Consider the following 11,965-nt stretch of genomic DNA (forward strand, 5'->3'; position numbering starts at 1 on the left):
ATAAATAATACATGCCCCCTAAACATTTTTTTACGCGGTGCTATAAATCAATCATTGTTTTTTGGGGGGAATGCCGTGCACTCTTTAGGTATGGTCATCACATTTGTTTTCGCTGTGACGTTTATTTCATGTGGTAAGCAGAACGTTAATTCAAATGACTTTGTCGGACTTAAGGGTGGAATCATCCACGGAAAGCATGTTGATGAATCCAGCTACCTATTTAGTGCGCGGCTTTTAAAAAACTATGACTCCATCTGTGGAGCAGTCTATCTGGGAAAGAAAACACTTCTCACGGCGGCACACTGCCTAGAGAATCTTTGGCCCGATGAAACTCAGATCCTTATTCAAGATCAAATCTATGAAGTTGAAGACTTCCTTTTTCACCCTGATTATGAAGATGATTCTTCTATTAGAAGTGAAAATGATTTGGCCATTATAAAACTTTATAAAGCTCCAATGAAAGATCAATTGATTATCATTGCGAAAGAAGATCTCGACATAAGAGAGTTAAACAAGTCCAGCGACTCACTCTTTGTTCTTGGAACTGGCCACGACGAAAATGGCAATAAAGGCCAATTAAAGAAAAAGTTTTTGAAAGTTAAAGAAAAAGACTTTCTTTGCCAATTCAATCACCTCGATCAAAGTTTAATCAGTGGAATTGATTTGGCCCTTGGTGACAGTGGAAATGGTCTTTTTTACACAGATGGTAGGAACACTTTCATTCTTGGCATAAACTCCGGCAAGACTTACGAAGATGAGATTGCGAATCAATCTTATTTCAAAAAAATTTGCCATCGCTCCTTTTACTCGGATTTAAGAAAACACCGAGACTGGATCGAAAAAAATATTTAAAAACGAATTCATTTCTGGGGGGGAATGATGATGTCAAAAGCGCTAATCTTAGCGTCTCTACTGACAGGACTCACTATTGGGACTGTTAGTGCTGACCAAAGCAAATATGCACAAATTTATGACGATTACGATCTAACACCGAAATATCACGGTTTTTGCTATACTGATGACAAAGGTGAAATTAAAGGTCTTAATCCCCATCGAAGAGTTCGCCTTGCTTCAGTATCAAAGCTCATTACAACGTTATGGGCCACAGAGAAAATGGGAATAGACTCTCATTACACGACAAAATTTTATCACCACGACAACGATATTCATATCGAAGGCGATGGTGATATGCTCAATACAAAAAGAAAGCTCTTTTTCTTTCTTTCTCAACTTAACAATCTCGGTATTCAAGAGATCGACACTCTAAGTTTTAACAAAGATTTCTTTGCCTTCACAGGCCATGTTGTAGAGAAAAAAGATCGCTCCCTAAGTTATGCGACACAGATGAAAGTTGTAACAGGAGCTGAGGGTTACGTCGGATGGATCTTTAACACATCAAAAGAAAGAACAGCGATGAACCTTAAGTATTTTTTCAACACAGACACATGGGAGAAAATGCAAGAGGCCTATAAAGCGTTTATTAATGAAACTCCAAAAGAAATTATAGAAAAGCTTCAAATAAAAACATCGCTTGATGAAATTAGTCTTAAAGTCAAAAAAGTTGAATATAAAGACGAAAATCCATTTAAAGATATGCCAGAGGCATTAAAAACTTATACTCACATCTCACCAGAACTTGCTCGTTACTTGAAATATATGAATATTAAATCGAACAACTTTATTGCTGACCAAGTTTTCGACCAACTTGGTGGTGAAAAAGAATTTGATAAATATATCACACCAGTGATTGAAGAGATTTATCCTGAATATGAGAAAACAAGAAAAGAATTTGATAAGGGTGAAAGTACGATCAAGCTCTTTACAGGTTCAGGTCTTAATACCAAAAGAAATAAAAAAAGAGTCGATAACTATTCCACATGTGCGGTTGTAGTTAAACTCATTGAAAGACTAGATTTAAAGTTAAAAGAAATCGAAAGGCATATTAAAGAAGTTGTCGCCGTTCCAGGTAGCGATGGTGGAACTTTTAAGAAAAGACTTAATACACCTAGACTTACTAATACAATGGTAGCAAAAACAGGTACACTCTTTCACACATCGGCACTTGCAGGAAAAGTCTATTCTCAAAAAGGAGAGCACTTTTTTGGAGTATTCCACCAACTTAGAGGGTGGAAAGGAAATGCGAAGATGGCCCAAAATGAGCTCGTATCGCAAATCATTGATGAATATGGTGGACCAAAGAAAATTGAATATGCAAATGAGTTCTTCTTTCCAGTAGATCAACTAATGAAGTAAACTATTTTTATGAAAATAAAAATATTAAAGATTCTTTTTATCGTAACGACGCTGGCCTTTGCCGTCGTTACGATGAAAAATTACTACTCTCAAAAATCTAAAAAACAATTAAACAGAAGTTTTGAACGGAAAAACCCTCCCTCACTCCCCCTACCAAAACAGAAAAAAGAAAAAGAGCTCAAAGACACATCAAAAAGAGAAGCTCGAATAGATCATCTAAAGCAAAGTAATGAGCGAACAAAAGCACTAACTCAAATTGATTACGCAGAACTTATCTTTGAAAATAAGCACGGCGAAATCCTCAAACTTATCGATCAACAAAAAATTGATCTCAACTATCAAGGCGAAATAAGTGGACAGTCATTTTTAATGATGGCCATTCATGCCCAAAATAAAGAACTGATCAAAGGACTTCTAGAAAGAGGAATCAATATCAACTTAAAGGATAAAAGAAACCAAAGTGCACTGGTCTTTGCCAGTAGTGATGGAGATGAACAACTTGTCTCTAAACTTTTAGAGATGGGTGCTGATCCCAATATTAAATTTAACAAGAAAAACTTCACTCTCCTAATGGACGCTGCAAGAGAGGGCAATTTAAAGACTCTCAAATTGCTTCTGGAGGCAGGAGCGCAAGTAAATGATCAGACACGCTATCAAGAAACGGCCCTCCACTTTAGCGCTAAAGAAGGACATGAGCAGATTGTTAGAGAGCTCTTAAAATACGGGGCGCGCTCTTCAAAGGATGCTAAGAGTAAAACGCCCTCTCAATATGCTAAAGAATCAAACTTCACAAGAATTGTTGACCTATTCAATTAAAAATCTATCTCAACACAAACTTAATAAAATCCTAAAACACAAACGAGACATTTCACTTTAGTATCATCTTGAAAACAACTTATACATGTTCGGGGGAACAGATGAAGCGACTTAGAAATGTCATGGATGCCGTTTTTAAATTTCTTGTTTCAAGTCACTCAAGCGATCAAGAATTATTGAAGCTTGAAATGAAGAAAACAATCAACCTTGAAGAAAAAATGTTAATGGAAAAATTATTCAATCAAGGTCACTAGACCTTAAATTTGAGGGCAGGCACTCAATTCCCAAATTCTTTCCTCATTCCCAGCCTGCTCTCAATTTTTATCCAAAAAAAGAAAAAAAAACTGGAGCACAAAGGCTCCAGTCATTAGATAAAAACTTTTTGAAAGTTCTAATTAGAACATATCTTTCCAAGCTTTACCTGGCTTAAATTTTGGAAGATTTTTAGCTTTAATTTTAATCTTCTCACCAGTTGCTGGGTTAACACCCATTCTAGCAGCTCTCTTAACTTTAGAGAAAGAACCAAAACCGATTAGAGAAACGTCTTCACCTTTCTTAACAGTTTTCTTAACAACGTCAATTGTCTTGTTAAGGAATGCTTCTGCATCTTTCTTAGTCATGTGGTTAAGTTCTTTGTCTTTAAGAATTGCTTCAATTAATTCTTTCTTGTTCATAATGCCTCCATACAGTTTAATAACGTAATTCAATGGTGAGGTATTTTCTTAATTTTGACAAGTACTTGAAATAAAAAAAATGACAAAAAAGCTAAAAAACTTCAATGATAGAGCGGCATTTCACGAAAGGCACATCTACAAACCAATGTCAATGCACCTTTTGACACTTCCTACTTTAAAAAACGCTTTAAAACGCGTCCTATAACCTCGATATAGTCATCTACCATTTCCTTTCTCATTAAATGAGAGAAAGAAAACCGAATTGCCGATTTTGACTCTGCTTCACTGTATCCCATACTTAATAAGACACGACTAGGAACGATGGCCCCTGACGAACAAGCTGAACCTGATGAAATATCAACTCGAGATAAGTCAAAAGCAGTCATTAGAACATCTACTTTTTGACCTGGTATAATAAGATAAATCGTATTCGCATTTCTTTTCTTTGCTTTAGCTCCGGCGACAACAAGCCTTGAACTTAAAGATAAAAGATGCTCTTCTATCAAGTCTCTTGCTTGTTTCAACTCCTCATAAGAAAAAGAGGCCATCAAATCTTTTAGTGCAAGTTTTATAGAATAGATCCCAGGAACATTTTCCGTTCCAGAGCGCATACCTTGTTGCTGTCCCCCACCTCTGACAAGAGGATGAAATCGTAGGCCGTGACGAACAAAACTAAAACCAACTCCTTTCATTCCACCAAATTTATGGGCAGAATAAGTATAGAAGTCGAGCTCCTCTTTGATTGTTTCCCACTCGTTAATTTTTCCAATTGATTGAACGGCATCAACGTGAACGAGACAACCAGTTTGTTCTTTAATTTTTAAGGCGTCTTCTAAAGGCCACACAACCCCTGTCTCATTATTGACAAAAGTATAATTCAGTAAGACTTCACCTTCGCATTGTTTTACTAGGGAGACGACTTCCTCTAAAGAAATATCACCTTGATCATCAACATCAAAAGCAATGACTTTATGACCAAGAAGCTCTAAATCTTCTCTAAGGTTGTTAATGCATGAATGATCAGTTTTCGAATGAATAAAAGTAAACTTCTTCTTTTCTTTGAAAGCTGAAAAAGACAGTCCTTTTACAATAGTGTTAATCCCTTCACTAGCACCAGAGTGATAGAAGACATCATGTGATTTCTCAAGTGAAAAAGTATCAAAAAGAAACTCAGTCGTTTCGTTGATATGCTTTTTAGCTTGTTTACCGGAATGATGGATTGAACTGGGGTTTGCAAAAGGTAAATCACCCTTAGCGATCCATTCTTGAACAGAAGGCGCTAAGGGTGATGTTGCATTATAATCGAAATAAAATCTGTTATTGATTAATTTCACCAATTGGGTTCCTAATAGCAGAAGCTAGGCCACCCAAAGTTACGTCAGAAGAAGAAGTTGTAGACTCTGTTACAGTTTCGTTACCTGTATTATTTTGAGAAGAAGTTTCTTGAGTTGGAATTTCAATCTCAACAGACTTTCTTACAAGATCACCTAGTGAAGTTGTCGCTAGGTATTCGCTCATAATAACACCAAGGTTTTGAAAATAATTCTTAGACAGATGAAATTCTACTGTGTTCGCTTGTTCTGCTTCACTTCCAAGAATGTCCTTAGCAGGGTTAATATTTTCTCCAACACAGTCTAATACGTCTTTAACTGTGATTTGATCCATTGATCTAGATAAAACATATCCACCACCTGGTCCTCTAACAGACTTAACTGCTTGACCATTTCTTAGCTTTCTAAAAAGCTGCTCTAGGTAGTGTAGTGAGATGTTTTGTCTTTGTGAAATTTCCTGCAGACGGACAGGGTTTCCATTGCTGTGAACAGTTAAGTCTAACATTGCTCTTACAGCGTAACGTCCTTTAGATGTAAGTCTCATTGGTCTTCCTCCATAAATCCTAATAAGAGAGTGAACTCGGTTTTTCTTTCATGAATCGTAATGTGCGTGTCGCTCTCGATGAAGTCACAAGTCCTTTGCCTTCATCTTGTAGCATTTGTTCATTCCAGTGAACCCGAGCTACACAAATAGTATGACAAGAAATCGAAAGCCCCGTCAACTTCATTTCCAGATAAAAAAGAACAAAAAATGTCATGTTCTACGAAATTAAGTTTCACTTATGCTAAAGATCAATAAGCTCAGGTATTTACTGGGCTTTTTTAAGCGGTTAATAGCGAGTGTCGACAAAATGCGCACAGCGTAAAAAGTACATATGATGGGGTGTTTCGGCAATCTTTTCCCTAGAGGTCAAGCTTTGAAAGAAGAAAATTGCGGCTTTCTTGATCAGTGCCATTATTAATCGATAATGCGAGCTCATAGAAGCTAAATTCGTAGGGAACATGACGAGAGAGCTCCCTAGCGTAATCCATTCCCCATTCAACGAGAAAAAAAGTTTTTCCTTCTAGATAGAGTTCTATCTCTAAATGTACAATGTCCTCTTTTGATTCGAGTCGATAGAGATCGGCATGAGCACAGTCTCCGAATTCATTTATTAATGAATATGTCGGGCTTTGAATTTCATTTTTACTATCAAAAGAGATGAAGTGTTTTGTAAAGGTAGTTTTACCTGCACCAACGGGCCCTGATAAAATAATAACGGCCGGTGTATCGACCGTTTCTTTTAATTCACTTGCTAGGTTTTCTAGATCAGATTCAAATACTTTTTTCCACTCTCTAAGTAATTTCACAAATAAACCTTACCCAATCATCTCATCAATTTCTTTAAATGCGTCTGTCAAATACTCAATGATAGAGCCTGCACTCATCGCTCTTGCACCCAGTGCTTCACACGCGTGCTTACCAGCAAGAGAGTGAATATAAACACCAAATAGAACTGACTGATACATTTTTTTCTTATCGATAAAAAGTGTACTCGTCATTTGCTCAATAGGATTTTGTGCCAGAAGCCCACCGATAATACCAGCGAGTACATCTCCACTTCCACCACTGGCCATCCCATCATTTGGCATATAGTTGATATAAGTATCACCATTTGGAAGGCCGATAAAAGTGCAATAGCTCTTTAAAACAACAATACAATTTGCTTCATCAACAACTTGCTTTAAATAGCTAATAGGATCACTTTCAACGTCTTCAACAGTTTTACCTATGAAGTTTGCAAACTCTCCCACGTGAGGAGTCATAATTGTTGGATACTTTCTCTTAGCAAGTAAATTAGCATCGTCTTTTAAAGAGAGAGACTTAATTGCATCGGCATCAAGAACTACTGGACCAGCGAAATGCGTTAAGAGATTCACAACATTCTCTCTTGTCGACTCTCTAAGTCCAAGGCCAGGTCCCATCACAACACAATCATAATGATCTAGGTCAAGAAGAACCGATTCAACTTCATCTTTATGAGTTGGAATCTGACCTGTCATAATTTCAGGAGTAATTCGAGAGCAAAGCTCCCCGTAATTATCGCGCCAAGTGGCCGCTGTAACTAAACCTGTACCGACTTTTAAACAAGACTCACTGGCCATGATCAATGCGCCCGTCATTCCACGAGAGCCACCAAGAACAAGAGTGTGTCCAAAACGGTTTTTATGATCAAATTTACTTCTGTGACCAACGACATCTCCAAAGTGATGAAAGTTCAAACAAAACTTATCCCCACCTTCAAGTGAGCTATGAGGGAAACCTCCATCAATAACAAAGAGCTCCCCAGTAAGTCTGGCACCATCATTTACATAGTGACCAATCTTAGGAAGTCCAATAGAAAGAGTATAATCTGCTTGAATCGCCGTTGATGAAGACTCTCCCTTATCGCCAGTAACACCGGAAGGAATGTCTACAGACACCATGACAGTTGCGTATTGATTAACCAGATTAACAACGTCAAAAAGATAGTTGGAAAGTGGCATACGAAAGCCTGTACCAACAATGGCATCAATCATCAGATATTCATTTTGAGATTGAGAAAAATATGAACTCAACTCATCTACGTTTCTAATTTCATTAACTCGTACACCGTAGCGCTTGGCCCTTTTGGCCTGAACGAGAACTTCATCACGAGGTGTTTCATTTGGAAACAGAACAAAAGCACGCACTCGATGCCCGCGATTAGCTAAGTTTCTAGCGATAGCAAATCCATCGGCTGCGTTATTTCCCATTCCAGCAAGAAGAACAATCTCTCCAAAGTTATGATCATCTAAGAAGGCCTTTTCAATGAAATCAGCACCACGAAGACCAACATTCTCCATAATTAAAGATTCACTGAAACCAAACTCTTCTTTAGTTATTCTTTCAATTTCAATCATTTCCTTTAGATCGACAACTCTCACAGAAACTCCTTTTAGTGATCGTAATGAGTGAAAAGACTTTGTAGGTCTTTTGTCACATTTCCAAGTCCGTTGAAGACGGCCTGGCAAATAATCCAATGACCTATATTGTATTCTTCAAAGAGATTATTTTCTAGTAGTGGAACAACACTTTCTTTGGTTAATCCATGTCCTGCGTGACAGTTGATTTTTTTACTCAGTAAAAACTCATGGGCAGCTTTAAATTGAGTTAAATACTTTGAATAGTCCTCTTCCAAAAGATGAGCTCTAGCATAGTCTCCCGTGTGGACTTCAACGGCATCAATTTTCATTTTCGAGGCTAGTTCTAGTGTTTGTAGATCGGCCTCTAAAAAAAGAGAAATCTTTGTATTAGGACTCTTTTCCTTAATAAGCTCGCAAGTCTTATTCACTTTTTCAAAGTTAGTACTTGAAACCAGATCCAGTCCACCTTCCGTTGTTCTCTCCTCCCTTTTTTCGGGGACGAGGCAAACCCATTCAGGGGCCGTTGCAATGGCTATCTCAACGATTTCATCATTACATCCTAGTTCTAAGTTTAGTGGCTTACCATAGCGCTTTGTCACAAGTTGTACGGCCTCCACATCTGTATCTTGAATGTGGCGTCGATCTTCGCGCAAATGGATTGTAATCTGGTCGGCACCGTTTTCAAGAACAACTCTTGCGGCCTCAACAACAGAGGGGTAATCTTCTCCACGGGCCTGTCTCAATGTGGCCACGTGATCAATATTGACACCAAGTCTTGGGATCATCGTCTTTCCTTTTATTGTCCTAACTCTGCAGTAACAACACTAACAAGTTCATCGCAAAGAGAGTTCACTAGATCAAATCTCTCTCCTTCTACCATTACTCTTGCAAGAGGTTCTGTACCAGAATAGCGTACGAGAACACGCCCCTTGTCACCTAATTGTTCATCAACTTTTTTCAACATTGCTTGAACGGGCTCAATCGTATCGAAAGGAACTTTCTTATTAACAATGGCACTCTTTGTTACCTGTGGGTATAGTTTAATTTCTTCTAAAATTTTTGTTAATTCATCACCATAAGTTTTGATTGCTTCAACCATTTTAAGAGCTGCAAGAGAACCATCTCCTGTTGTCGAATGCTCTTTAAAAATAATGTGACCAGATGGCTCACCACCTAGAATCGCTCCACTCTCTCTCATGTATTCCATGATGTAGCGGTCACCAACTTTTGTACGGTGAAATTTTAAACCTAAGCTTTTAAGGTAAACTTCAAGTCCGAGGTTTGACATGACTGTCCCAACCACAGTATCACCTTTTTTCAAAGATCCTTGATCGAGAAGCATTTTAGCGAATAGACCGATAAGCACATCGCCATCAATAACTTCACCATTTTTATCAATAATCGTTACGCGATCACCATCTCCATCCAAACAGATTCCTAAATCTGCTCGATACTTTTCCACTTTATCAGCGGCCTTCTCAGGATGAAGTGATCCACAGTTAAGGTTGATATTTTCACCATTAGGCTGAACGCCTAAGAGCATGACCTCAGCTCCAAGCTCATCAAACATCATTGGAGCAACTTTATATCCAGCACCATTGGCACAATCGAGAACAATTCTCATTCCATCAAGGTCCACATCACCTTTGATGGCCGACTTAACATGAACAATATAACGTCCAAAGACTTCTTTTAAGCGTTTCGCGTTTCCAAGCTCATGGCCAACCCTAACTGTCATAAGCTCAGGCGTGAGAACGAGTTCTTCAAGCTCTAGCTCAACTTCATCAGGAAGCTTGTGCCCATTGGCATCGAAGATTTTAATTCCGTTATCATCAAAGCTATTGTGTGATGCCGAAATCATAACACCTGCATCGGCCCTCATTGACTTTGTGACAAAGGCAACACCAGGAGTTGGAAGAGGACCTGTGAGTATAACACTTCCCCCCTGAGAACAAACGCCAGCAGCAAAGGCCTGTTCAAGCATATAACAGCTTAATCTTGTATCTTTACCTACGATAATAAGTGGTTTTTTTCTCTTTCCATTACCGTGAGTTTGAAAATAGTGAGTGACAGCACGACCGAGGGCCGTTGCTACCTCTGGAGTCATTGGATAAATATTGGCCCTGCCTCTAATTCCATCCGTTCCAAATAGCTTTCTTTGTGCCATACATTTCCTCTTTAAAATGAGTGTTTTATCGGACTCTTACATTAATAGATTGTGGATTGATTTGCAAAAGATGAACGCCTTCAGGCAGTGTTGCTCTGAGTTTAACGCGTACTCTTCCTTTTTTCCCTTCAGGTACATCGGCGATAACCTGCACATCAGATTCTTTTATAGAAACGCCATCGGGCGCAAGAACGTCTATTGAAACCATACGACTCGATGCACTCGTAACTTTTTTTGAACTTAAAAACCTTATGGGAATATTTTTGAGGGTCATATTCGCCGTTTTAGCGCGGACGTTATAATCAAAGACAATCATCTGATCGCGATCATAACCAATGCCTTCATCCAATTCGGTGAGAGCTATTTTTAGCTCACCGCTTCCCTCTAAGTCTGAGATATCGATTGGCACAGTGCGAATAAGTCCTGTTTTGCGCATTAATTCAACAGGCCCCTCAATGAGAATTCTCTTTGGTAGCAATTCCTTTTTCACAAGTCTAAGTTCACTTGGAAGCCCACCAACTAAATTAGCGCGAATGGGAATATACTTTTTGATTTTTCTATCGAGCCCCAGTGTAATTTCATGAGGTATAACTTCGAGAACATCAACACCAAATGGAACAGCAATATCATTTGGACCAATATGAACTTGAAAGTCTTTTCCCTTTTTAAAAGGAACTTTTGAGAGATCAATTTTTATTTTTTCATTTCTTCCAATAATATCATTGATAAAGGCACGCGCCCCCTTAAGCTTAACACTCACTTGTCTAGTTTCGGCCTTAGAGACCGCAAGACCAGTTGGCGCAATAAAATCGATTCGCATCTGCTTAACAATTTCTTGTGGCTCAGAATTGACGACATAAAACCAAAGAAAAAGCGATAGCAATATGCTGACGAGCTTTAAAAAAGTTCGCTCGATTCTCCCCTTATTTATTTTCTTTTTAGATCGAATGACCATGATTAAACCTTTTCCACACTTGTAATCGGAGCGAGTTCTTTACTTAATTTCTCCTGGGCCCAAATGTGCTTCATGTACTGGCGAAGATGCCCCTCATTTTCACAAGGATAAAAAACACCTTTAACACATAGACTGATGCGACCCGTTTCCTCACTGGCCGTGACAACAATAGCATCGGTAACTTCACTAATACCAAGGGCCGCTCTATGGCGCGTTCCCAGATGTCGATCAATCTCAACGTTCTTCGATAAAGGTAAGAAACAACCTGCGGCCGCAATCTTATTACCACGAATAATAACAGCACCATCGTGAAGTGGAGACTTCGTCTGAAAGATTGAATACAAAATATCAGAATGGATATGTGACTCCATTTTCGTACCAGTTGCAATATAATCGTAGAGACCATTTTTTCTTTCAAAAACAATGAGGGCACCAATTCTCTTTCTACTCATTGCACTTGTAACTTCAATTATCTCTTCAATATCAAGTTCAGCCTCTGGTCTTTGAAAAAAACCAAAAAACTTTTTACCTGTACCAACACTTGCAAGTGCAGAGCGAATTTGATCTTGAAAAAGAATAATGAAAATAAGAAAGAAAGAATCGAAAAAGTGTCTAAGAATCCAATTGAGCGAGTAAAACTTGTAATACTGGGCCGCAAAGAAAAATCCCACAAGAATAACAATTCCCATGAGCATTTGAAGCGCCCTCGTTCCGTGAACAATTCTTAAAATTTGATATAATAAAACAGCGACAAGAAAGACATCGACGAAGTCTTTCATACTCATCTGATTGACAAAAATATCTAAGATCTGCATGATCTATTCCTCTATTTAGACTAATTACT

Annotated in this window: 13 protein-coding genes; 4 read left to right on the top strand and 9 right to left on the bottom strand. The window is 38.3% G+C overall.

The window, feature by feature from the left end; genetic code table 11:
• Positions 1–75: 75 nt before the first annotated feature.
• The 4 genes from HBN50_RS08810 to HBN50_RS08825 all read left to right on the top strand — a co-directional run bounded on the left by HBN50_RS08810 (position 76) and on the right by HBN50_RS08825 (position 3,323).
• Positions 76–852 (top strand): trypsin-like serine protease, encoded by a 777-nt coding sequence (locus HBN50_RS08810; protein ID WP_273869320.1) that lies wholly within the window; start codon positions 76–78, stop codon positions 850–852.
• Positions 853–876: 24 nt separating this feature from the next.
• Positions 877–2,253, top strand: a complete 1,377-nt coding sequence (locus HBN50_RS08815) for a D-alanyl-D-alanine carboxypeptidase (RefSeq protein WP_273869321.1) — start codon at positions 877–879, stop codon at positions 2,251–2,253.
• Positions 2,254–2,262: 9 nt separating this feature from the next.
• A complete protein-coding gene (locus HBN50_RS08820) occupies positions 2,263–3,069 on the top strand; it encodes an ankyrin repeat domain-containing protein (RefSeq protein ID WP_273869322.1) in 807 nt (268 codons plus the stop codon).
• Between the two features lie 101 nt (positions 3,070–3,170).
• Entirely contained in the window at positions 3,171–3,323 is a 153-nt protein-coding gene (locus tag HBN50_RS08825; protein ID WP_273869323.1) for a hypothetical protein, read from the top strand.
• A gap of 141 nt (positions 3,324–3,464) precedes the next feature.
• Here the strand turns inward: HBN50_RS08825 and HBN50_RS08830 are convergent, their stop codons facing one another.
• The 9 genes from HBN50_RS08830 to cdaA all read right to left on the bottom strand — a co-directional run bounded on the left by HBN50_RS08830 (position 3,465) and on the right by cdaA (position 11,936).
• Positions 3,465–3,743, bottom strand: coding sequence for an HU family DNA-binding protein (locus tag HBN50_RS08830; protein ID WP_273869324.1), 279 nt, complete (start codon positions 3,741–3,743; stop codon positions 3,465–3,467).
• Positions 3,744–3,913: 170 nt separating this feature from the next.
• Positions 3,914–5,077 (bottom strand): cysteine desulfurase family protein, encoded by a 1,164-nt coding sequence (locus HBN50_RS08835; protein ID WP_273870848.1) that lies wholly within the window; start codon positions 5,075–5,077, stop codon positions 3,914–3,916.
• Complete coding sequence (locus HBN50_RS08840; RefSeq protein ID WP_273869325.1) at positions 5,061–5,618, bottom strand: Rrf2 family transcriptional regulator; 558 nt, start codon at positions 5,616–5,618, stop codon at positions 5,061–5,063. The genes HBN50_RS08835 and HBN50_RS08840 overlap by 17 nt, the downstream gene beginning before the upstream one ends.
• Positions 5,619–5,977: 359 nt before the next feature.
• Positions 5,978–6,424 carry a tRNA (adenosine(37)-N6)-threonylcarbamoyltransferase complex ATPase subunit type 1 TsaE gene (gene tsaE / locus HBN50_RS08845; protein ID WP_273869326.1) on the bottom strand — a complete coding sequence of 149 codons (447 nt, stop codon included), beginning with the start codon at positions 6,422–6,424 and terminating at the stop codon, positions 5,978–5,980.
• 9 nt (positions 6,425–6,433) lie between these two features.
• A complete protein-coding gene (locus HBN50_RS08850) occupies positions 6,434–8,020 on the bottom strand; it encodes an NAD(P)H-hydrate dehydratase (protein WP_273869327.1) in 1,587 nt (528 codons plus the stop codon).
• A gap of 11 nt (positions 8,021–8,031) precedes the next feature.
• Positions 8,032–8,784 carry a pyridoxine 5'-phosphate synthase gene (locus HBN50_RS08855; protein ID WP_273869328.1) on the bottom strand — a complete coding sequence of 251 codons (753 nt, stop codon included), beginning with the start codon at positions 8,782–8,784 and terminating at the stop codon, positions 8,032–8,034.
• Between the two features lie 11 nt (positions 8,785–8,795).
• Positions 8,796–10,166 (bottom strand): phosphoglucosamine mutase, encoded by a 1,371-nt coding sequence (gene glmM, locus HBN50_RS08860; protein WP_273869329.1) that lies wholly within the window; start codon positions 10,164–10,166, stop codon positions 8,796–8,798.
• Between the two features lie 25 nt (positions 10,167–10,191).
• Positions 10,192–11,121: a CdaR family protein gene (locus tag HBN50_RS08865; protein WP_273869331.1), complete on the bottom strand. Its 930-nt coding sequence runs from the start codon at positions 11,119–11,121 to the stop codon at positions 10,192–10,194.
• A 2-nt stretch (positions 11,122–11,123) separates the two neighbouring features.
• Positions 11,124–11,936 carry a diadenylate cyclase CdaA gene (gene cdaA / locus HBN50_RS08870; RefSeq protein WP_273869332.1) on the bottom strand — a complete coding sequence of 271 codons (813 nt, stop codon included), beginning with the start codon at positions 11,934–11,936 and terminating at the stop codon, positions 11,124–11,126.
• Positions 11,937–11,965 lie beyond the last annotated feature (29 nt).

The organism is Halobacteriovorax sp. GB3 (genome assembly GCF_028649655.1).
Taxonomy (GTDB): domain Bacteria; phylum Bdellovibrionota; class Bacteriovoracia; order Bacteriovoracales; family Bacteriovoracaceae; genus BSW11-IV.

What these genes read in the sequence shown, in the direction of transcription:
- HBN50_RS08815 (WP_273869321.1), top strand. Translation starts at nt 877, where the DNA reads ATGATGATGTCAAAAGCGCTAATCTTAGCGTCTCTACTGACAGGACTC.
- HBN50_RS08820 (WP_273869322.1), top strand. Translation starts at nt 2,263, where the DNA reads ATGAAAATAAAAATATTAAAGATTCTTTTTATCGTAACGACGCTGGCC.
- HBN50_RS08825 (WP_273869323.1), top strand. Translation starts at nt 3,171, where the DNA reads ATGAAGCGACTTAGAAATGTCATGGATGCCGTTTTTAAATTTCTTGTT.
- HBN50_RS08830 (WP_273869324.1), bottom strand. Translation starts at nt 3,743, where the DNA reads ATGAACAAGAAAGAATTAATTGAAGCAATTCTTAAAGACAAAGAACTT.
- HBN50_RS08840 (WP_273869325.1), bottom strand. Translation starts at nt 5,618, where the DNA reads ATGAGACTTACATCTAAAGGACGTTACGCTGTAAGAGCAATGTTAGAC.
- HBN50_RS08855 (WP_273869328.1), bottom strand. Translation starts at nt 8,784, where the DNA reads ATGATCCCAAGACTTGGTGTCAATATTGATCACGTGGCCACATTGAGA.
- glmM (WP_273869329.1), bottom strand. Translation starts at nt 10,166, where the DNA reads ATGGCACAAAGAAAGCTATTTGGAACGGATGGAATTAGAGGCAGGGCC.
- HBN50_RS08865 (WP_273869331.1), bottom strand. Translation starts at nt 11,121, where the DNA reads ATGGTCATTCGATCTAAAAAGAAAATAAATAAGGGGAGAATCGAGCGA.
- cdaA (WP_273869332.1), bottom strand. Translation starts at nt 11,936, where the DNA reads ATGCAGATCTTAGATATTTTTGTCAATCAGATGAGTATGAAAGACTTC.